This window comes from Saccharopolyspora galaxeae (genome assembly GCF_016526145.1).
In the GTDB taxonomy this organism is placed as follows: domain Bacteria; phylum Actinomycetota; class Actinomycetes; order Mycobacteriales; family Pseudonocardiaceae; genus Saccharopolyspora_C; species Saccharopolyspora_C galaxeae.
Window position 1 is genome coordinate 249,514 of record NZ_JADDUE010000008.1, and the last position, 20,844, is coordinate 270,357.

The 20,844-nt window shown below is 70.6% G+C and carries 19 protein-coding genes and 1 pseudogene; 10 read left to right on the forward strand and 10 right to left on the reverse strand.

Going from position 1 to position 20,844, the window contains the following annotated elements:
* Positions 1 to 213: 213 nt before the first annotated feature.
* Positions 214 to 4,260 (reverse strand): type VII secretion protein EccCb, encoded by a 4,047-nt coding sequence (eccCb, locus tag INP57_RS19685; RefSeq protein WP_200071741.1) that lies wholly within the window; start codon positions 4,258 to 4,260, stop codon positions 214 to 216.
* A 150-nt stretch (positions 4,261 to 4,410) separates the two neighbouring features.
* Between eccCb and eccD the strand changes: the two genes are divergently transcribed.
* On the forward strand, positions 4,411 to 5,727 hold the full coding sequence (gene eccD, locus INP57_RS19690) for a type VII secretion integral membrane protein EccD (protein WP_233627897.1): 1,317 nt from the start codon (positions 4,411 to 4,413) through the stop codon (positions 5,725 to 5,727).
* A gap of 91 nt (positions 5,728 to 5,818) precedes the next feature.
* On the opposite strand, the gene INP57_RS19695 is transcribed toward eccD, so the two are convergent.
* The 3 genes from INP57_RS19695 to INP57_RS19705 are packed head-to-tail and all read right to left on the reverse strand — an operon-like array spanning position 5,819 to position 7,427.
* A complete protein-coding gene (locus INP57_RS19695) occupies positions 5,819 to 6,115 on the reverse strand; it encodes a WXG100 family type VII secretion target (RefSeq protein WP_200071743.1) in 297 nt (98 codons plus the stop codon).
* A gap of 43 nt (positions 6,116 to 6,158) precedes the next feature.
* Positions 6,159 to 6,488 (reverse strand): WXG100 family type VII secretion target, encoded by a 330-nt coding sequence (locus INP57_RS19700; RefSeq protein ID WP_200071744.1) that lies wholly within the window; start codon positions 6,486 to 6,488, stop codon positions 6,159 to 6,161.
* Between the two features lie 36 nt (positions 6,489 to 6,524).
* Complete coding sequence (locus tag INP57_RS19705; RefSeq protein WP_200071745.1) at positions 6,525 to 7,427, reverse strand: hypothetical protein; 903 nt, start codon at positions 7,425 to 7,427, stop codon at positions 6,525 to 6,527.
* 974 nt (positions 7,428 to 8,401) lie between these two features.
* Here INP57_RS19705 and INP57_RS19710 point away from each other — a divergent pair.
* The 6 genes from INP57_RS19710 to INP57_RS19735 all read left to right on the forward strand — a co-directional run bounded on the left by INP57_RS19710 (position 8,402) and on the right by INP57_RS19735 (position 12,693).
* The gene (locus INP57_RS19710) at positions 8,402 to 8,698 is read left to right on the forward strand and encodes a WXG100 family type VII secretion target (protein WP_200071746.1); all 297 of its coding nucleotides are present in this window, start codon (positions 8,402 to 8,404) and stop codon (positions 8,696 to 8,698) included.
* Positions 8,699 to 8,756: 58 nt separating this feature from the next.
* Positions 8,757 to 9,524 carry a hypothetical protein gene (locus tag INP57_RS19715; protein ID WP_200071747.1) on the forward strand — a complete coding sequence of 256 codons (768 nt, stop codon included), beginning with the start codon at positions 8,757 to 8,759 and terminating at the stop codon, positions 9,522 to 9,524.
* Complete coding sequence (locus INP57_RS19720; RefSeq protein ID WP_200071748.1) at positions 9,517 to 9,717, forward strand: hypothetical protein; 201 nt, start codon at positions 9,517 to 9,519, stop codon at positions 9,715 to 9,717. Before INP57_RS19715 ends, INP57_RS19720 begins: the two co-directional genes overlap by 8 nt.
* Positions 9,718 to 9,812: 95 nt before the next feature.
* Positions 9,813 to 11,354 (forward strand): IQM protein middle domain-containing protein, encoded by a 1,542-nt coding sequence (locus INP57_RS19725; RefSeq protein ID WP_200071749.1) that lies wholly within the window; start codon positions 9,813 to 9,815, stop codon positions 11,352 to 11,354.
* A 27-nt stretch (positions 11,355 to 11,381) separates the two neighbouring features.
* Complete coding sequence (locus INP57_RS19730; protein WP_200071750.1) at positions 11,382 to 11,978, forward strand: hypothetical protein; 597 nt, start codon at positions 11,382 to 11,384, stop codon at positions 11,976 to 11,978.
* A gap of 124 nt (positions 11,979 to 12,102) precedes the next feature.
* Positions 12,103 to 12,693: a hypothetical protein gene (locus tag INP57_RS19735; protein ID WP_200071751.1), complete on the forward strand. Its 591-nt coding sequence runs from the start codon at positions 12,103 to 12,105 to the stop codon at positions 12,691 to 12,693.
* 48 nt (positions 12,694 to 12,741) lie between these two features.
* On the opposite strand, the gene INP57_RS19740 is transcribed toward INP57_RS19735, so the two are convergent.
* Complete coding sequence (locus INP57_RS19740) at positions 12,742 to 12,957, reverse strand: PDDEXK family nuclease (RefSeq protein WP_200071752.1); 216 nt, start codon at positions 12,955 to 12,957, stop codon at positions 12,742 to 12,744.
* A 151-nt stretch (positions 12,958 to 13,108) separates the two neighbouring features.
* Here INP57_RS19740 and INP57_RS19745 point away from each other — a divergent pair, with 151 nt between their 5' ends.
* On the forward strand, positions 13,109 to 14,281 hold the full coding sequence (locus INP57_RS19745) for a saccharopine dehydrogenase family protein (RefSeq protein ID WP_200071753.1): 1,173 nt from the start codon (positions 13,109 to 13,111) through the stop codon (positions 14,279 to 14,281).
* Between the two features lie 158 nt (positions 14,282 to 14,439).
* Here the strand turns inward: INP57_RS19745 and INP57_RS19750 are convergent, their stop codons facing one another.
* The gene (locus INP57_RS19750) at positions 14,440 to 15,765 is read right to left on the reverse strand and encodes an MCE family protein (RefSeq protein WP_200071754.1); all 1,326 of its coding nucleotides are present in this window, start codon (positions 15,763 to 15,765) and stop codon (positions 14,440 to 14,442) included.
* Positions 15,766 to 16,130: 365 nt separating this feature from the next.
* On the opposite strand from INP57_RS19750, the pseudogene INP57_RS30100 reads away from it, so the two are divergent.
* Together INP57_RS30100 and INP57_RS19760 are read left to right on the forward strand one after the other, a co-directional pair.
* Positions 16,131 to 16,331 (forward strand): annotated as a pseudogene (locus INP57_RS30100) (enoyl-CoA hydratase-related protein); the annotation flags it as partial.
* A gap of 302 nt (positions 16,332 to 16,633) precedes the next feature.
* On the forward strand, positions 16,634 to 17,266 hold the full coding sequence (locus INP57_RS19760; RefSeq protein WP_200071756.1) for a TetR/AcrR family transcriptional regulator: 633 nt from the start codon (positions 16,634 to 16,636) through the stop codon (positions 17,264 to 17,266).
* A gap of 16 nt (positions 17,267 to 17,282) precedes the next feature.
* Here the strand turns inward: INP57_RS19760 and INP57_RS19765 are convergent, their stop codons facing one another.
* Genes INP57_RS19765 through INP57_RS19780 form a run of 4 tightly spaced genes read right to left on the reverse strand, consistent with a single transcriptional unit; the run spans position 17,283 to position 20,840 of the window.
* Complete coding sequence (locus tag INP57_RS19765) at positions 17,283 to 18,224, reverse strand: alpha/beta hydrolase (RefSeq protein ID WP_200071757.1); 942 nt, start codon at positions 18,222 to 18,224, stop codon at positions 17,283 to 17,285.
* 31 nt (positions 18,225 to 18,255) lie between these two features.
* Positions 18,256 to 19,224, reverse strand: coding sequence for a short-chain dehydrogenase/reductase (locus INP57_RS19770; RefSeq protein WP_200071758.1), 969 nt, complete (start codon positions 19,222 to 19,224; stop codon positions 18,256 to 18,258).
* On the reverse strand, positions 19,221 to 19,733 hold the full coding sequence (locus INP57_RS19775; protein ID WP_200071759.1) for an SRPBCC family protein: 513 nt from the start codon (positions 19,731 to 19,733) through the stop codon (positions 19,221 to 19,223). Before INP57_RS19775 ends, INP57_RS19770 begins: the two co-directional genes overlap by 4 nt.
* A 30-nt stretch (positions 19,734 to 19,763) precedes the next feature.
* Positions 19,764 to 20,840 (reverse strand): PDR/VanB family oxidoreductase, encoded by a 1,077-nt coding sequence (locus INP57_RS19780; protein ID WP_200071760.1) that lies wholly within the window; start codon positions 20,838 to 20,840, stop codon positions 19,764 to 19,766.
* Positions 20,841 to 20,844 lie beyond the last annotated feature (4 nt).

Genomic DNA, 20,844 nt, shown 5'->3' on the forward strand with positions numbered 1-20,844 from the left:
CAACCCCCACCGCACGAGACCCACTCCCGCGACCAGCCCGCACCGACACCTCGGCGCGAACGGCGATCCGGCACGAACAACAGCCCGGCGCGCAGCGTTCACCCGCGACTACCAGCCGTGATCACGACAGATCAGCGCGAGTGTACGACACCACCCGGGCCCGCCGGGGCCGCTTGCGGAAAACCACCCCGGCGGGCAACCGGACCAGCCCGATCAGCCTTGCGGGACAGCAGTTCCGCCGGGCGGCGTCGCCGGTTCTTCGTCCGAGCGCGGCACGTACGCCGTTTGCACGAGCAGCGGTTTGCGGCCGCGGCGCACCAGAGTGCCGCGGCCGGCGGGTTGCTGGCTGAAGTAGACCTCCGGCCACATCTTCCCCTCGCTGCGGTCGCCGGACAGCAGCAGACCGGCCGCCCCGGACTCCTTCACACCCTGCACGAACGGCTCGTACAACGAGCGGCTGGAGCCGCTGGAGCGACGGCACAGAACCACGTGGAACCCGATGTCACGGGACTGCTGCAGGTACGGCAGGAACGGCGCCAGCGGGTTCGCGCCGCCGGTGGTGAGCAGATCGTAGTCGTCGACCAGCGCCACGATCTCCGGGCCGCGCCACCAGGAACGGGTGCGCAACTGCTCAACGGTGACGTCCTCCGGCGGGAGCCGTTTCGCGAGTTCTCCGGCCATGCCTTCGGCCAGCCCGCCGGCCACGGCGGTGTTGTGCGCGTAGCCGCCGAGGTATTCGTCGTCGATGCCCTCCAACATGCTGCGCCGCGGGTCGAACAGCGCGAACACGACCTCGTCGCTGCCGTAGCGGCTCGTGAAGTCCTCGACGATCAGGCGCAGCAGCGAAGTCTTGCCGGCCTGGGTGTCGCCGAAGACGAGCAGGTGCGGGTCGTCGCCGAAGAGGTCGACGGTGGTGGGCCGCAGCTCGGTCTCGTCCACCCCGAGGCGCAGCACCTTGCGGTCGGGTGCGCGTTCGGCGAAGGAACGGTGGTCCAGCCGCTCCGGCAGCATCCGCACCGGCGTCGCGACCGGGCCGCTCCAATGCCGCACGACCTCGTCGACCGCGTGCTGCACGCCCGCGGTGATGGTCGCCGGATCGGCGTGGCCGTCGATGCGGGGCAGCGCGATGTGCCCGGTCAGTCCGCGGTCGGTCAGGCAGCGGCCGGGAACCTTGATGTTCTCGGCGAGCTTGCGCTTGACCGTGGTGTCCAGCGGATCGTTCAGGCGCAGCTCCAGCTTGTTCGCGATGACCGACTGGATCTGCATCCGCAGGTCGGTCCAGCGGCCCGCGGTGACCACGACGTGCACCCCGTAGCCGGCACCGCGGGAGGCGATGTCGTGCACCACCTCCAGCAGGTCCTCGAAGTCCTGCCGCAGCGCCAGGTACCCGTCGATCACCAGGCAGATGTCCGCGCTGGTGAGTTCCGGGAGCCGGCCAGCGCGGTGCTGATCGCGCATCGCCTGCACGGAATCCAGGCGGTAGTCGGCGAAGAGGGCTTCGCGCTCGCCGAGCAGCGTGGCGATCTCGCTGATGGTGCGGCGCACCCGGTCGGGCGCCAAGCGGTCGGCGACCCCGGCGACGTTCGGCAGCCGGTCGAGGCCGTTGAGCGTGCCGCCGCCGAAATCGACGCAGTAGAACGCCAGATCGCTGGGCGTGTGGGTCAGCGCGCCGCCGAGGATCAGGGTGCGCAGCGCGGTGGATTTGCCGCTCTGCGGCGAACCGAGGATCGCCAGGTGCCCGCCGCTGCCGGCGAGGTCGGCGACCAGCGGTTCCTGGCGCTGCTCGGCGGGGATGTCGACGGTGCCCATCGGGATCGCCAGCGAACCGTGCCACCGCCGGTCGACCGCGGACAGCCCGTAGGTGCGGTCCGGTTCGACGCGGCCGATCGCTGCCGACAGCGCCATCGTCGCGGGCAGCGGCGGCAGCCAGACCTGCCTGGCGCGAGCACCGGGCTGCTGCGAAACGCGCTGGACGACGACGTCGAGCACGGTCGGTTCGGAGACGGTGCGCTTGTCGCGGTCGATCTTCGCGGTCTTCGGCTGCAGGTGCGCGTGCTGGTTCAGCCAGGCTTGGGCTTCGTTGTACGGGGTGAACGGCGCCAGCCGCGGGGTTTCCTGGGCGCTTTCCACGCCGGAAGGGGCCTGGTAGTCGCCGGAGACATAGAGCGCCTTCCAGCGTTCGCTCAGGCCGTGCTCGGCGCCGAGGTAGCCGTTGCCCGGCGCGCTGGGCAGGTGGTACGCGTCCGGGACGCCGAGCACCGTGCGGGATTCCTGCTCGTTGAAGGTGCGCAGCCCGATCCGGTACGAGAGGTAGGACTCGAGCCCTTTGATCTTGCCTTCCTCCAGCCGCTGCGAGGCCAGCAGCAGGTGCAGGCCCAGCGAACGGCCGATGCGGCCGAGCTGCAGGAACAGCTCGACGAAGTCCGGCTTCGCGGTGAGCAGCTCACCGAACTCGTCGATGACGATGAACAGGTTCGGCAGCGGTTCGAGGTCCTCGCCCGCTTCCCGCTTCTCCTGGTACTCCACCAAGCTGGCCAGCGATCCCGCATCGGCGAGGATGCGTTGCCTGCGCGTCATCTCGCCGAGGACCGCGTCGTGCAGCCGGTCCACCAGGCCGGTGTCGTCGGAGAGGTTCGAGACCATGGCGCTGGTGTGCGGCAGCTCGCCGAGCCCGGCGAAGGTCGCGCCGCCCTTGTAGTCCACCAGGATCATGTTCAGCCGCTCGGGCGGATGGGTCATGGCCAGCGCGAGCACGAGGGTGCGCAGGAACTCGCTCTTGCCGGAGCCGGTGGCGCCCACGCACAGCCCGTGCGGTCCCATCCCGCCTTGCGCGGCCTCCTTGATGTCGAGGGTGATCGGGCGGCCGGAATCGCCCACCGCGAAGGGAACTTTGAGGAACTCGCCCTCGGTGCGCGGTGCCCACGCCTTGCCGACGTCGAACGTGGCCTCGTCCGCGATGTCCAAAAGGGACCGCAGGTCGCCGCCGGTGTCCGCCGACATGGACTGGTTGGCGTCGGCGACCAGGCGGTAGGGCGACAGTTCCCGGGCGAGCCTGGTCATCACCGGAACGCTGACGTGATCGAGCGTGCCCTCCCGCGCCCCGGCCAGCCGTTGCTGTTCCGCCCGCCCGGCCTGGGCAGGGTCGTGCGGATTCGGCGTCGGGCGGAGGTCTTCGACGCTGGCGGCGTCGCCGTCGACGGTGACGCGGACGTCGACGTGCGCGGGTTCGAGCCGCCGGTCCGGCACCAGCACCACCTGCGACACCTTGATGTCCGCCAGCGAAACGCCGCCGCTGTCGGCGAAGAGTTCGGCGCTGCCCGCGGAGACCTGATCGGTGATGACCACCAGGTGCGGGCCGCGCACCGTCGGGGTCTGGCCCCAGCTGCGGGTGGAGGCCGCGTTGAGGCGCCGGTCCAGTTCGCCGCGAAGCATCCCCACCAGGCCGGATGCGGTGTCGGCGACGAGGCGGCGCGGGGCGGTGCCGTCCCACTGCGAGCTGTCGATCGTGTGCGGCAGCCACTTGATCCAGTCGAACTCGCCGATGACGTTGCGCCCGACCGCCCACGCCAGCTGCACCTCGTTCGGCGCGTGCAGCGCGGCGACCTGGGCGACCATCGCGCGCAGCGCGGCGCGGGTCAGCTCCGGCATCCCGACGACCGACACGGTTCCGTGCCACGGCACCGCGAGCGGCATGTTCGTCAGCTGCGCCAGCCTGCCGGTGACCATGGCGGCCTCGGCCTGGGTGATCGGGTCCGGGTTGGCCAGCTGCGTACCGACCGAGCCGACTTCCACCGGGCGCCAGAGCGCGTCGGTGCCCGATCCCAGCCGGGCCAGCAGGAAGTCGGGAGCCTGCCGATTGCGTTCCCACCGCCGCTCGGGGTTGTGCACCACGTCGATCAGCGCCAACGGCTCCGGATGCACGTGTTCGGCGGCCGCGCGTTGTTCGGCGCGCGCGGTGCGGATGACCTCGCGGATCTCCGCGATGTGCTCGGAATAGCGCTGCCGCTGCTGCTGCAGTTCCTTGTTCTTGCCGGAATTGCGGTGGATCACCATCGCCACCGTGCCGAGCAGCATCACCACGAACAGGCACACCGCGGCCACGCGCATGAGGGCGTTGCCGCGGGCGGCCAGCGAGGCGACCATGACTCCGCCGCCGACCACCGGCATCAGGATCGACATCACCGTGCTGCCCGCACCGCCGCCTGCGGCGCGCCCCGGCAGCGTCAGCGGCGCGGCCACCTGCACCGGTTCCAGTTCCACCCGCGGTACCGGTAACCGCGGCGGCCGATGAACAAGGCGTTGTGTCACGGCGACTCCCTCCAGCCCTAATGCGGGCTATACCCTATCGACCGTGGATCACTCGCCACGTCACGATCGCCTACATTCCTGGGGATGCCGATGAGTGTGCCGATGACGCGCGTCACGGTGGTAGAGCCCGAGAGCAATCGCCGGGTCGATGTTCCGCTGCCTTCGCAGGACCCGATCATCCAGCACCTGCCGGATCTGGCGCGCAGCTTCAGCCTCCTCGGCGCCAACACCGACCCGCGCCGCTGGACGCTGTCGAAACCGTTCGGGAACCAGGAGATTCCGCCGGAACGGTCGTTGTCCGACGCGCAGATCGTGGACGGGGCGCAGCTGTGGCTGGTTCCCGCCCAGGGCCGCTCGCACCCCTTGCTGGCCGAGGACGTCGTCGAAGAGACCAAAGGCGTCCTCGACACCGACATCGACGAATGGGACGGCCCCGTCCGGCAGCGCGGCCTGACCAACATCGCCGCGCTGCTCGTGCTGGCCTTCGGCCTCATCGCCGCGTTCGCCCCGCTCGACTGGCTCGGCCAGCTCACCCTCGCCGGGCTCGGCGCGCTGCTCGGGTTCGCCGCGATGTTCGCCGCGCGCGAGAACACCCTGATGCTCACCGCGCCGGTCCCGTCCTGGGCGATGATCGGCTATGCGCTGGGCGCCGGGCTGCAGCTGAGCCCGGCGGGCCAAGTCATGCTGGCGCTGACGACCGCGGGCATCGGGCTGGCGTTGTTCTTCATCAGCGACAACAAGATCCAGGCGGTGGTGGCCGCCGGCTGCACGCTGCTCGCGCTCGGCGCGATCGGGTCCGTGTCGCTGCTCGCGGGGCTGCCGATGGTCACCGTGTGCGGAATCCTGCTCGTGCTCGGCTTGTTCGCGCTCGGGCTGGCGCCGCAGCTCGCGGTGAGCCAGTCCTCGCTGGTGCGGCTGGCCCGCGCGCACGAGGACGGCAATTCCCCCGCGCGGGGCCAGATCACCGAGTCGGTGCACCACGGTCACCGGATCCTCGTCGGCCTGGTGGCCGGGGTCGCGGTAGTGCTCAGCGTCGTGGAATTCGGCCTGGCGACCACCGGTGAGCCGCTGGCGGTGGTGCTGGCGTTCCTGGCCGCGGCCGCCTTCGCACTGCGCGCGCGGTTGTTCTCCCGTGCGGCGCACGTGCTGCCGCTGCTGCTGGCGGCGGTGTTCGGGGTCGTGGTCACCGCGCTGGGCATCACGATCAACCTGCCCGCGGTCGGCCCGTGGGTGGCGCTGGGCATCCTCGTCGTGCTGACCGCGGTCCTGCTCGTCGCCGCCCGCACGAGCCTCGACGACGTGACCGCGGCCCGGATGCGCCGCGTGCTCAACGTCCTCGACACGCTCGCGGTCGTCGCCATCCCGCCGCTGGCGTTCGTGGCCGCCGGCGGCATCACCTGGGTGCAGAGCCTGATCTGAGGCGGAACGCGAGAACGGACCCCGCGGCGAAACCGTCGCGGGGTCCGTTTTTCGTTGTGCCTATTGGGTTTTCGCGGCGGCGCGCGACCGGTCAGCTGCCGAGGGCCTTGCGGACCTGACCGCGCATCGAACCGACCGCGTCGGTCGTGCCCGTGATCATCGACTTGATCTGCTCAATCCCGCCGCTGACCTGCTGCGCACCGGAATTGAACTGACCCATGATCCCCTGGTACTGGCCGGACTCGTCGCCCTCCCAGTTGGCCGTGGTCTGGTTCATGTCCCCGCGCATCTTGTCCATCAGCGCCTGCATCTCGCCCAGCACGCCCTGCACGGCCTGGGCGGCCTCCTGCCCGGCCGATTCGTCGTACCCGAACACGCCACTGGTCATCGCATCTCCCTCGAGGTCTGCTCCGGTCGGTCGCGTACGCCGGTCAGAAGTTGAACTTCGCCGGGTCCATACCGGCGGCCTGGCTCTTGATCTGGGAAGCCTGGTCCTGCTCCCCGGTCTGGTAGGACTGCCCGGCCTGGGCGACCTTGCCCTGCAGCGCCCGGGCAGCAGTGGCGCACTGCTTGGCGCCCTGGGTGATCTGCTCCTTCGGCTGCTGGAACGCCGTCGCGCCCTGGCCCTTCCAGTGCGGCATGAGTTCCTCCAGCGCCGAGGACAGCCGCTGCGCGAGCTGTTCGAGCTGCGCGGCGTCGTCGTCGAGCTTGCTCGCGGCCTGCCCGACGGCGTTGTTGGTTACCGAAAACTTGGTGCTCATCTGGAGAACCCATCCTTTCCTGGACGCACGAGCGGCTTACGCATCCGAGCCCGCGACGGCCGCGGCATCGGCCACCGGCGCCAGGCACCGCGCGGCCACGTGCTGCGCCGCGGCCACGCTCGGCTCCGTCGCCGAGGTCAGCACCCGCCCGCTCGGCGCCGATGCAGGCATTCCGGGAACGGGCACGATCTCCACGTTATCGCCCACGAGACCGCGGTGGTGCGGTTTCGCTCGATTCCCCCGCGCCGGTTCGGCCACCAGCACGCGCTCGGCCGCGCGTTGCGCGCCGAGCAGTCCGCTGAGCCACTGCCACGCCTGGCGCAGCATCGCCGGATCCGCCGAGTCCTGGTCGGCCACCAGCACGACCCGGTCCGCGTCGACGACTCCGCGTTCGGTCGCACCGCCCGCGCTCGGCGCGGGCAGGTCGGTGACGATCAGCGGCCACCAGCGCCGCAGCGAAGGCAGCGCGAAGCCGTACTCACCGCCGCCCAGCTCGGGACCGGGCGATGCCGGGTCGGCGGCGATCAGCGCGATCTCGCTGCCGGGCGTCAGCCGCGAACGCGCCCACCGGTGCGTGGGCGGCTGGTCCGGGCGGGGACCGCGTTGCCGGACACCGAGCCCGGCCAGCAGGGGGTTGAGCGAGTCCTGAGTGGACTCCGTCAGCCGGGAGCGCAGCGCTCCGGAACGCGTGTCGGCGTCGAAGGCCAGCACGCGCGAACCCTGGTAGGCCGCCAGCGCGTGCGCCACCAGCGCCGAAACATGGCCGCGCGCGGCGGCGTCGCCGACCCCGAGCACCGCGATCGAGGCCGAGAGCCCGGCGCCGGTGAGGATTCGGCGGTCCGCGCGGTGGCGGTCCACATCGACCGTGAGCGCGGGCAGGCAGGCGCGCGCCGCCAACCGCAGGAGCCCCGGACCGCGGCGGCCCGCTGGTTTGTCCACATCGGACTTCTTCGCTGCACCCGACTTGTCCGGTGTGGACGGCCCGGGGGCGGCGGGTCCGGGCTGGACCGGCTGCGGACCCGTCGCCGGTCGCGGAACTCGTGGCTGCACGGGTTGCGGGCCCGTGCGCGGCTGGACCGGTTGGGGGCCAGTGTGCGGCTGCACAGGTTGGGAGCCGCTGTGCGGCTGCACAGGCTGGGGGCCGCTGTGCGGCTGGATCGGTTGCGGACCCGTGTGCTGCGGCGCAATCGGCTGCGGCCCGGTGCGCGGCACCGCGGGCTGGGAACCGGTGCGATGCGCAGGAACGGCAGGATGCGGACCGGTCTGCTGCGGAGGGGGCGCCCCGGCGGGCGACCGCTGCTGCGGACCTGCCGCATGTGGCCCGGACTGCGGGCGCCCCGACGGCGGCGTGGGGCCCTGCTGCCTGCGCGGTGGCTGCCGCTGAGCCGCCGGTCCCGAATTACCTGCGCCGTTTCCGCCACCTGCACCGTTTCCGTTGGGCGGAGCATTGCGCTTGTCGTCCTGCGGCGGCGCGCGACGGGTGGCCGCATCGCCCGCGGCCGGACGCCACTGGCCCTCCGGCCGATGGGGCGGCCCTGACTGCTGTGGTCCCATCGTCACCCTTTCGTCGCCCGCACCGGAGCGGCGACCTTCCCCAGCATGTCGTCGCCTCCCCCGGCGAATCGTCGCCCCGTCGAATGCGGCCCGGATGCTACCGAGCCCGCACTCGCCTTCGGAGTCTCGGGCACGCGCCGGGAATCAAGTACCCGCACACCGCAGATTGAGCTGAACGGAGCAACGCGACTGCGCCGATCGGCGGCGCGCGCAGGTGTTCACCGCGGTCGAGCGAGTCGCGATCGGACGGAATCGGTCCTGTTGCGACGAACTCACCCGAAACCGCCTCGGACGAGGCCGACCGTGCCCTACAGTACAGTGCGGCACTCGGCGCGATCACCGCTGGAGAGGAGGCATCCGTGACGTACGTGCAGTATCCGTACGAGCAGCTGACCAAGCTCGGCACCGAGCTGGACACGCTCAACGAGGAACTCAAGCAGGACCACCACGGTGCCCGGGACGTCGAAGGACTCGACGGCGAGGACCACGCGAACATCATCTCCGCCATCGAGGGCTTCCAGGACGAGTGGAACTCCAGCCTGCTCGACCTGGAGAGCAAGCTCGGCGAGACCGGCAAGCTCACCAAGCAGATCGGGCAGCTGGCCCAGCAGACCGACTCCGAGCTGGCCACCAAGTTCCGCGGCGGCAAGCAGTAACGCGATCAAGCCCGCCGACCACGCGCGGCGAACGGACCAGCAGAAAGGGCACGCAGGTATGGCCGGGCCGCTCCCGGGGGCCGAGCTGACGCTCAACCACGACAGCTCGCACCCGCCGTTCGAATGGTCGGTGGGCATCCCGTCCGACTGGGCGATGGTCGACACCGCTCCGGCCACGTGGCGGGTCTCGGCCGAGCGCCTCATCGACTTCAAGTTCGGCGGCCGCAAGCTGCCCGCCGCCGAGCGCCGCACCGTGTTCGGCTGGATCGAGCACATCGTCGCCGAGTCGCAGCGCGCGGGAACGATCCTGTGCGTGATGCAGTTCGGCAAGCTCTCCACCGGCGAACTCGGCTCCGCCGGGGTGCACCTGCTCTGGCACGACACCGGCGACAAGCCCGCGGGGCTGGACCAGGTGCGCGACATGCTGCCGGAGAACGCGGACACCACGCTGCTGGAGACCCGGACCGGGGCGGCGATCCTCGCCCAGGACCGGTCCTCGCTGATCCCGCCCGGGTTCCGCACTCGGGTGAGCATGCAGAACTACCAGATCTTCCTTCCCGTGCCGGGCACGACGTGGATGCTGCTGCTGTCCTCGGCGACGGCGCAGCCGGAGATGGAGCGGGTGACCTACGAGGTCATCAGCGCGATGGCGCACAGCGTGCTCACCGCTACCCCGGACGCGCCCGCCGAGTCCGGCAGCGACTCCGCCGACTCCGCGGGGGATGGTTTCGTGGCGGTCGACAAGCCGTCGGCACCGGGAGTCGCCCGCGGCTTCGGCACCCTGGTCCAGCGCCGCTCGCCGTCCGGGGAGGCCGAGCATGGTTGATCAACGCAGCAAGATCGTCCTGCAGGCGCACGCGCTGCGAGCCGGCCAGACCAAGGCCGCGCTGCTGCACGGATCGCGCTACGCCCCGGCGGATCTGCGCCGCCCCACCCCGGCGATCTGGGGCGGGCTCGCGCTCGCCGGGCTGGTGGTGGCGGTCGTGATCGTGCTCGCGGTCCTCGGCGTCGGCGGATAACGGCGCGCCCCCTCGGACTCCGCAAGGCGGTGCGCGCCGCCGGAGTCGAGTCGAGCCCCTGCTGTCGGTTTCCGGCGAAGATCTGGAGAACTACTGTGGCCACCGAGTTTCCGGCGCACCTGTTCCGGATGGGCGGCTCCCCCGAAGCGATCCGCACCGCACAAGCGGCCTACCGCCGCTTCGGGCAGAACTCGTCCGCCGCGGCCGACCGCGTCACCGGGATGGACACCGGCCAGTTCGTCGGGCCGGAGGCCGACCAGTTCCGGGAGAAGGTCGACTCGGAGATCCCGCCGCACCTGCGAGTGACCGGCGAGGCGTTCACCAAGGTCGCCACCGCGCTGGGTGGCTTCGCGTCCCAGCTGACCGATCTGCAGGGCGGGATGCGGCCGGTCGCCGACCAAGCCCCCGCAGCCTGGGAACGCTTGCAGGCGGCCAAGAACTCGCTGGCCGATGCCCAGGCGGCCGATCAGCACCACGCCCGGGCGCAGCAGCAGGCGATGCAGCAGCACCAGCAGGCGCTCGCCGACGCCCAGGCCCGCAACCAGCCCGCGCCGACGGCACCGCAGAGCCACCACCGGTCCGCCGCCCCGGGCGCCTCGGCCGAGCTGGCCGCGGCCCAGCGCGAATGGGACGCCCTGGTGCACAAGGCCACCAGTCTGCGTTCCGAGATGACCGCGGCCACCGAGAGCTGCTGCAAGGTCATCAACTCGGCCAAGGGGATGCGGTTCCAGGAACCTCCGGCCGGTTACGACCTCATCGGCCAGGGCCGGGACTTCGTCCGCGAGCACAAGGACGTGCTCAAGAGCGTCTCTTCGGCGCTGAAGGTCGTCTCGGCCGCGGCCACCGTCATCGGACTCGCATTGCAGGCCATTCCCGTGGTCGGCAACGCCGTCGGCGCCGCCTTCCTGGCGGTGGGCGCGGCCACCGGCGTTGCGGCGCTGGGCATCGACGCAGCCGTCTACGCCGCGACCGGCGAAGGCAGCCTCACCTCGATAATGGTCGACACCGCCTTGACGGTCATACCTATCGGCAGGTTGGCCAAACTCGGCAAGAGCGCCCTGTCGGTGTTCAAACCCGCCGAGAAGGTCGCGGGCGGCGCCGACGATGCAGCCCGCGCAGCCGACGACGTCGCGGAAGGCGCCGGAGACGCCGCCGGGAAGTTCGAGACCATTCCGATGCGCGACGAGTATGTCGGTGAGCACTTGCCCGGCTTCGAGGGACGGGCAACCCAAGTGGAGTACCTCAGCGCTGCCGAACGCCGGGACCACATGCTGACCGTCGGCGACGACGGATTGCTGCGCACCAACAAGGGCGAGCTGTTCGACACTTCTGCCGGCACGTCACTGCATTCGAAGGACGACCCGCGTGCGATCTTCATCATGGACAAGCACGGCGACATCTTCGCCTCCAACCGGCAAGAGCTTGACGTGTTCCACCATTCCAGCCTCGCCGCCGGCGAACCGGTTGCCGCCGCGGGCGAACTCGGCGTCAAAGAAGGGATGGTGCACTTCGTCAGCAACGCCAGCGGCCACTACCGGCCCGGCAAGGAAGCCACCATGAACTTCATGCGCCACTTGTTCAACGACCGCAAGGCCAAATTCGATCCCGACGCCGACGTCAAGATCATCGGCGGATAGCACAGCCGAACAGTCCAGAGGAAAGCGATGCCCAACAACGAAGCCTGGCGCTCGCCGGTCCGCAACGTGGTCTACAGCGTGCAGTTCGCTGATGAACTCACCGACGAACTGGCTGCCCATCATGCCCAGCGTATGCTCGCCCAGCCTACCGTCACACTGACTCAGCAGGAACAGTACGACGCGCTCATGCACGCCGTGGCCTACGGCAACGACCTCGGCGGCAACATCGAACCGCCGCATTCCGACGATCAGCTGCGCGAGTTTTTGTCCAAAGTGGTCGCCGAAATGGACCGCCAGCGGCCCTGGACTGAACCCCCGCTGCGCGTACTGCCGTTCGACCGCTGGAGCGACTTCACCGACGCACCCCCCGTAGCAGCACTCAAGCTGTCGGTCACCGACGTCAGGGAACGACTCCGGCACGGCTTCGTCCAGCGGCCGGACGACGGGCGCCGCATCTGCCTGCTCGCCCTCACATCCGGCAACGAGATCGCTCTGGTCGCCGACTACTGGCCCGAAACCGGCGACATGGCCGTACTCACCCACGCCGCCGAACCGCAGCAGATCGTCGACTACCTGGTCGCCAACACCGATCTCACCGAAAGCGATTTCGCGCCGGTCGGGTAAGCACGGACTGCCGCGGTGTTCAGCAGCTACTTCGGCGTGTCCAGTGTCGGTGCCGGGGTGTTCGGTCCCGACGATCGGCAGCGAGGCCCCGCGAATTCCGCCGACGAACAGCTCGAGGAGATCCATGCCCGGCGAATCCTGGCGCCGGCCGGTCGACGGCCTCGTCTACTGCGTGCAGTTCGCTGAGGAGCTCACCGATGAGCTGGCCGCCCGCGAAGCTCAGCGGTTCCTCGCCGAGCCTTACGTCACGCTGACCCAGCAGGAGCAGTACGACGCCCTCGCGTACGCCGTGGCCAACGGTGCGGACCTGGGAGCCAACATTCCCCAGCCGCACAGCGACGAGACGCTGCGCATGTTTCTGTCCAAAGTGGTCGCCGAGATGGATCGTCAACGGCCCTGGACTCCGCCCCCACTGCAGCTTCTTCCGCTGAACCGTTGGAGCGACTTCACCGACGCTGCCCCGGTCGCCAGACTGACGATGTCGCCCCTCAAAGCCGAGGAGCGCCTCCGCCAGCCCTTCAGCCCTGCACCCGACGATGGCCGCGACATCTGCCCGCTCGCCCTCGTCTCCGGAACCGAGATCGTTCTGGTCGCAAACTATTGGCCCGAAACCGGTGCCATGGCCCTGCTCACTCACGACACCGAACCGCAGCAGGTCATCAAGTACCTGCTCGCCAACACCGACCTCACCGAAAGCGAACTCACGCCGGTCTGATCAGCGCGAGCGGCCGGGCCCGCGCTCCCAGCTACGACGCGGCATCGGTCAGTTCTTCCGGTTCGGGATCTTCGCGCCGATGACCACGTCGAGGTCGAGGTGCTCCTTGAGCAGGTGCTTGAGCTCCGGCCCTTCGATCAGCCGGATGCGCTCGTTGCGCGCGGCGAAGTCGTGCGTTGCCTTGCCGAAGTACGCGCTGGCGACTTCGCCGCCACCTGCTAGTGCAGCCGCCGCTGTGCAGTCGGGTCCGCCGTGATGCGGCACGACCAGCGCGGCGCGCTGTGCGGGTCGGAGCGCCGCTCGTCATGGGCGCCTGGGTCCGGCGCGGCGGTGGGATGGAGACCGGCGCTATAACGCCGTTACGATCGCTGCTGCGAGGACGAGCGCGGTCGGGAACGGGAAGGATCTCCAGCGGATGACGAGTGAACGCAGCTACGACGTGGTGCTGCTGGGCGCCACCGGGTTCGCCGGTGAGCTCACGGCCGAGTATCTCGCCGGAGCCGTGCCGCCCGGATGCCGCTGGGCGCTCGCGGGCCGCAACGAGAACAAGCTGGCTGACGTGCGGAAACGGCTCAGCGAACGGAATCCCGCTTGCGCGGACCTCCCGCTGCTGCACGCCGACAGCACCGACGAGGCCAGCCTGCGCAAGCTCGCCGAGAGCACCCGGGTGCTGATCACCACCGTTGGGCCGTACGTGCAGTACGGCGAGCCGCTGGTCGCCGCATGTGCCGCAGCGGGAACCGACTACGTCGACCTGACCGGCGAGCCGGAGTTCGTCGACCGGATGTACCTGCGGCACCACGAGACCGCCGTGCGCAACGGCGCCCGGATCGTGCACGCCTGCGGGTTCGACTCGATCCCCTACGACCTGGGCGTTTACCACACAGTGCGGCAGCTGCCCGCCGAGCGACCCGTCACCATCACCGGCCAGGTCCGGACCAACGCGTCCTTCTCCGGCGGCACCTACGCATCGGTGCTGACGGCGCTGTCCCGGCCGCGCCAGATGGCCGACGCCGCGAAACAGCGCCGCCGCGTCGAGACCCGCCCCGAGAACCGGCGGATCCACACGCCCCTCGGATCGCCGCGCCGCGACCACGGAAGCGGCATGTGGCTGGCGCCGATGCCCACGCTCGACCCGCGGATCGTCGCCCGCTCGGCTGCCGCGCTGCCCGAGTACGGGCCGGACTTCACCTACCGGCAATACGCCGCCGTCAAACGGCTTCCCGTACTGGTCGGCGGGATCGCCGGGCTCGGAGCCCTCGGGCTGCTCGCGCAGATTCCGCCCGCGCGGCGTGCGCTGGCCACCGTCCGCGCCCCCGGCACCGGCCCGGCCGAGCAAGACCGCGCGAAGTCGTGGTTCTCGGTGCGCTTCACCGGCGAAGCCGGCGGGCAGCAGGTGCAGACCGAGTTCGCCGGTGGCGACCCGGGCTACGACGAAACCGCGAAGATGCTCGCCGAATCCGCGCTGTGCCTGGCCTTCGACGACCTGCCGAGCACCGCGGGACAGGTCACCGCCGCCACCGCCATGGGTTCGGCCCTGCTCGAACGGCTCCGCACCGCGGGCCTGACCATCCGCACCCTGCCCTGACCCCGGCGGCTCCGAGCCCGCCTCGCTGCGAACCGTCACGAGGCGGGTTCCGCCGCCGTCTGCGAGCGGCAGCCGAACCGTTGCTCCTCGGCGGCCTCGAACCCGGACGGTCATGAGCGCCGTTGCTCGATAGCTGACGGGCCCCGGTCAACGGTGGTTCAGCGGGCGGTGATCTCGGTGCCGCGGAACAACGGGCCGAGCAGCAGGCTCGACCACGGCGGCACATCCGCGCCCTGCGGGGGTGCCGCGATCGCGGCGATCAGCTCGCGCTCCGCCGGCGAGTTGGCGACCCCGAGCTCCGGCGCGGCGCCCCCGGAAGCCCCCGAGTTCGCGGACGAGGAAGCATCGGAACTCGGCAGCACACCCTGATCCCCGGTCCGCGCAGGCGGCGGCGACGACGTGCCGTCCTGCACCGGGCCGTCCGGCGGATATTGGGGCGCCCGCACCATCGGGTAGCAGCGCGGCCCGCGCTCGTCGCCGTAGACCGCGGCATCGCTGGGCACGTACTTGCCCCGGTTGGGCACGACCTCCAGCGTGATGTGCACACCCGGCTCCGCGGTGCCCACCCCGAACACCCGGTTGACCTCGGGGATGATCCCGGCGCTCTGCGCGAACACGCACGGGTACTCGGGCGCGTACTTCGCCAGCACGTCGAGCGTGGGACGGGCCGAGGCGTTCATCCGGATCAGGTTCTCGGAGTTGCCCTGGAGGAAACCGGTCGTGTCCTCGGATGTCGCGGTGAGCTGCCCGGTCAGCGCGCTGAGGTTCGCGCGCTGTTCGACCAGCGTCCGGGCCGTGCTGCTCAGCTCGCCGAGCCCTTCGAGGACGTCCGGCGCCGCCTGCTCGTAGGTTTCGGCGACACCCACTGCTTCGCGCAGGTTCTGCTGCAGTTGCGGCAGCGACGGGTTCAGCCCGGCCACGTACCGGTTCAGCTCCGAAATCGTCTCGCCAACCGATCTGCCGCGGCCGTCCAGCGCCTGGCTCAGTCCGTTGAGCGTGACCGCGAGGTCCTGCGGACGAACCGCTTGCAGCACGGGCATCGTGTCGGCGAGCACCTGCTGCAGTTCGACCGATGCCTTCGAGCGGTCCTGCTCGATGACGTCACCGGCGGTCAGCGGCCTCGACGACTCGTCCGCGGGTGGCCGCAGCGCGACGTACCGCTCGCCGAACAGCGTGCTGGGCAACAGCTGCGCCGAGACGTTCGCGGGAATCCGGCTGATCTTGTCCGGGGCGATCGCCAACCGCAGCTGCGCGCCGCCGGGGACCGGGACGACCTCGCGGACTTGGCCCACGATCATGCCGCGGACCTTGACGTTGGACTGCGGCAGGATCTGGTTCCCGAGCGATCCGGCGCGCAGCACGACCTCGGAATCGCGGCTGAAGGCACCGCGGTAGACGGCGATGCACAGCACCGGGATCAGCACCACGAACGCGACGAAGGTCAGCCCGAGCAGGCGTCGCCGGAGAGCCACCAGTGATCTCATCGCAGGCCCCTTCGCCTTCGCCGTCACCACCACCTGGCCGGGGCCGCCCCGCGGCCGCGCCGGACGGCACCACGTATGACCTGCGCCACCCTCACGATCCGTTGCCGCACTGTCAATAGAGTTCGGGTCACGGCTGCTCAGGTCGGCGAGCCGTCCTCGCACAACGCCGCGTCGAGCGTCTCTTCCGGCGCTGTCATTGCATCGGGCGCTCGCCTCGGCACCGACCCGAGCCGGCCGATGGAAGCGGCCGAACTTCCTTGGGCCGCAACGGATCGCGGCAACGACCCAGCGTTGGTGAATTATTGACAACTTGTCAATATTTCACCACTGGCTACGCTTGCCGCCGCAAGAGAGGAAGTGCGCCAGTGGAGCACTGCGAAGAGATCAGCTACGCGCGCACCGGCCCGGTCGCCACGATCTCGCTGAACCGCCCGCGCGCCCGCAACGCTCACACCGCCGGCATGGCCGACGAGCTGGCCGACGCGTTCGACCGCGCGGACCGGGACGAGGACGTCCGCGACGTCGTGTTCACCGGCGAGGGCAAGGACTTCTGCGTCGGCGCCGATCGACTCCCGGCTGATCGCGGGGCTGCCGGCGAACGAGGACGCGATGGAGGGTGTGGCGTCGTTCCTGGAACGCCGCGCCCCGAACTTCCCCGGAACCGTCGGGCGCGATCTGCCGAGTCACCTGCCCTGGGTCCAGCAGGGTGCTCCCACGACCCGCGCGACTTGATCCAGCGCCGACCGGCGGGCACGGCCGCTGATTGGCGGATCGCCAACAACTCGATTCCCACGTCGCAGCGGATATTCACGGCTTCCGCGCCGTTTCCGGATGAGACCGTTGACCCGCTGAAGATAAGGTGGTGCGCATGAGTGTGCGGTCCTCGGCACCACGCAGGCGCCTCGATCCGGAAGCGCGCAAAGCGGAGATCCTCGCCGCCGCGCGGCGGGTGTTCGGTGCGGGCACCTATTCCTCGATCTCCACCGCCGACCTCGCCGACGAGGCGGGCGTCGCCCGCGGCCTGATCAACCACTACTTCGGCGGCAAGCGCGGGCTGTACCTGGAAGTGATCCGGCAGATGATGGTCATCCCGGCGACGGTGACCGAGCACCTGCCCAAAACCAGCATGGAGCAGCGCCTGGCCATCAGCGTGGATCGGTGGCTGGACGTGGTGGAGCGCAACAAGGAGATGTGGCTGACCGCGATCGGCCCGGAAGCCATGGGACGTGACCCGGAGGTCGAGGAGATCCTCGCGGAAGGCGACGAGATCGCCGCCGACCGCGTGCTGGAAGCGGCGATGATGACCGAGGTCGTCGAGAACCGCGAGACGCTGCGGGCTATCATCCGCTCCTACGGCAGCATGATCCGCGCCGCATCGCGGGAATGGCTGGTGCGCGGGGCGCTTTCGCGCAGCGATCTGCACGTGCTGCTGACCGACGTGATCCTGCACGTGCTCGTCACGACCTTTCCGAACGTGGTGGCCTCGCAGGAGCCCGGCTGAGCGGCAGGACGAACCGTCAGCCCGGCCGGTCGGTGCACCGCGCGGTGAAGGCGCCCAGTTCGCGCAGCGCCGCTCGCGCCTCCGGGAGCACACCCGCCAGCAAGGTGAAGGCGTGCATCTGCCCGTTCCACACCTGCAGTTCACACGGCACGCCCGCCTTTCCCAACCGGTGCGCCATCACTTCACCGTCGCTGCGGAGCAGGTCGATCGAGCCGACCTGGATCAGTGCGGGCGGCAGCCCGTGCAAGGCGGCGTAGCGGGGCGACAGCAGCGGGTCGGTCGGCTCCGCGTCGAGCGCGCACATCCGCGCCACCTCGGCGGCGGCCCTGGCGGGCAGGTACGGATCGAGCAGCCGGTTCGCTTCGTAGGAAGGGCCGCTGCCCGCGAGATCGAGCCATGGCGACGTCGCGGCGATCGCAGCCGGGCGCGGCAGCCCCCGCTCCCGCGCGCGCAGGGCGACCGCGAAGGCCAGGTTCGCACCGGCCGAATCCCCGGCCAGCACCACGTCATCGCCGGAATACCCGCGCTCGAGCAGCCATCGGTACGCGTCGAGGCAATCCTCGACACCGTCTTGCATGCGGTGTTCCGGCACGGTCCGGTAGTCCACCGACAGCACCGGCGCCCCGGACAGTGACGACAGCCGCGCGACCTGCGCGCGCCAGAGCTTGGACGAACCCAGCACGAATCCGCCGCCGTGGGCGTAGAGGATCACCCGCCGCGCGCCGCGTCCCGTGCGGACCAGGTCCGCGCGGATTTCGGGCACCCGGTGCACCCGCGTTCCGCGCGGGGCGGGGCCGAGCAGCGGCCCCAGCTCACCGGTGATCGACCGGACGCGCCGCACGCTGTCCGCGGTGATCGGAGCCCGCTCGATCAGGGGCCGCAGCGTCCGGCGCAGCACCGCCGCGAGTGCGCGGGAGCGGACCGAGACTCGGCCGCCGATCGGCATCCGGACGGTCATGCAGCGCTGGTCACCCGCACCGCGCGGAGGGTCATGACGGTTTTCCCGAATCCGCGGGCGAGTTCGCCGCCTGCCGGTCGGTCCTGGCTTCCAAGTCGCGGATGAACGCGTGGCTGCGCCGGTCGGTGACGAGCTGACCGTCGATGAGCACGTTCAGCAGCCCGCGCAGCAGCCCCCACGGCTGCCAGGAGCGAGGAACCGTGGTGCTGCCGGCCCGCCGGGCGATCCCGCGAGCGACCGAGCGCGCCGCGCGCTGCGGCGTGATGCGGCGGCGCAGCGGCCATGGCAGCCGCGAGTTCAGCTCCGCACCCAGTTCATCTTCGTCCAGTGTGGACCGCGCGAGGCGGGTGTCCACGATGCCGAAGTAGGCGACTCCCGCGGTGGCACCGTGTCCGGCGAGTTCCAGGCGCAGAATCCGGCCGAGCTGCTCGACGGCCGCTTTGCTCAGCACGTACGCGGCACCTCCGAGCGCGGGCGAGAACGCCGCCGCCGACGAGACCACCACCACGTGTCCCCGGCGGGCGATGACCTCGTCGATCGCCGGGCGGACGGTGTTGAACGCGCCGGTCAGGTTGATGTCCACCACGCGGTCGAAGTCGGCCGGGTCGATCTGGCGCAGCGTCGCGGGCGGTGGCGTCACGCCTGCGTTGGCGACGATCACGTCGATGCCCCCGGCCTCCGTTGCGATCTCGCGCACAGCGGCGTCCATCGCGGCGCGGTCGCGGACGTCGGCGACGGCGGTCAGGACTCGTCGCCCGCCCAACGCGCGCTCGGCGGCGGCCAGGGCAGCGCCGTCCACGTCCACCAGCGCGACCACGGCGCGCTCGTCGTGCAGGATCCGGGCGAGGGCGAAACCGATCCCGTCCGCTCCGCCGGTGATCACGACGACCTTGCCGGCGACGTCGTAGCAGGTTCCGCCGGGCAACGGGACGCCGAGATCGCGGAGAGTCGCCGCAAGCCGGGCTCTTCCCGACGTTCGCTCAACGGTTCCGCTCGTCATCGCGCACCTCCCCGCGCACCGGATTCCGCCCGGCGAGCGGCCCCTTCGGCGAAGCCCCGCGTCGCTTTGAGCAGCAGCGGCCGGGACGCCGCCAGCACCGGAGCGAGCCCGGGCCCTGGCTCCACCGCGAAGGTCCAGGTGAACCGCGTGCCCCCGGCGATCGGTTCGAGCGCGACGTCCTCGGCGAACCGCCGCAAGCCCGGCCGATTCGCCGCGTCCACTGTGAACGTCATCCGCGATTCCCCGTCCCAGCGGTAAAACCGCTCCCGCAGCGACGCGGCACCGTGCCCGACCGTCACCGTCCGGGTGGTGCCGACCCCGAACGGCCGCGGTGAGGTCCACTCCGCTGCGGTGATCGACCGGGAGAACGACACCAGCGCGTCATCGGCGCTGAACGCCGCCCACACGTGCTCGGCCGCGACCGGCACTTCCACGGTGTGCGCGAAGCGGAATTCGGCGTAGCACAGGAAATCGTCATCGGATTCGGCTAGCGGGTACCAGCGGGTCATGCGGAACCGGTCCTTCCACGGCGCGGCTGATCAGAGGTCGATGGTGAGCTGCTCGCCCGCCGAACGCGACACGCAGATCAGCATCGAATCCGCGCGTTCGTCGTCCGGCAGCAGCCTGTCCCGGTGCTCCACCTCTCCGGCGAGCACCCGGACCTTGCAGGAGCCGCAGAAGCCCTGCTGGCACGAGTAGGGCACACCCGGCAGCTCGCGGCGGATCGCGGCCAGCGCGGACTCGTCCGACGGCACCTGCACGTCGATCCCGCTGCGCGCGAGGCGCACCGCGAACGGGACGCCGTCGCGCACCGGCAACGGGGAGAACCGCTCGGTGTGCAAGGAACCGCTCGGGTTGATCTCGCGCAGCAGGTCGCGGGCGGTGGTCATCAGCGGCGCCGGTCCGCACAGGTAGACCGCCGCGCCGGGTAACGCCTCGGGCAGGATCGCCGTGATGTCCGGCGGCCCGTGCTCGTCGTCCGGGCGGACGTCGACCACCCCGCTGCCGTATCCGGCCAGCTCGTCCAGGAACGGCAGGCTCTCCCGGGACCGTCCGAGGTAGACCATCCGCCACGGCGAGCCGCGCCGGTGGCACTCCCGCACCATCGGCAGGATCGGAGTGATCCCGATGCCGCCCGCGACGAACAGGTACGACTCCGCATCGACCAGCCGGAAAGCGTTGCGCGGCCCGCGAATCGTGATGCGGTCGCCCGGTTCGAGCTCGTCGTGCACCTCGCGCGACCCGCCCAGGCCGTCGGCGAGCCTGCGGACCGCGATCCGGTAGCCGAACCGGTCGGCGGGATCGCCGCACAGCGAGTACTGCCGCTGCTTCCCGGAAGGCAGGAAGACGTCGATGTGCGCTCCCGGAACCCAGCTCGGCAGCGCACCACCGTCCGGATCGGACAGTCGCACGCTGACGACGTCGGCGGTTTCCGGACGTATTCGATCGATGACGAGATAGAGGTCGAATCCGCTGCGGCGCACCGGTTTCGGCCGCGAAAGGAGCGGTGCGGCACTGCTCGCGGCGAACAGGTGCCGGTAGGCGGCGCTGAATCCGCCCACCGCCCGCAACACCCACGAAGGCTCGAACGCGGGACGGTCTTGTCGCGTGCTCATGGTC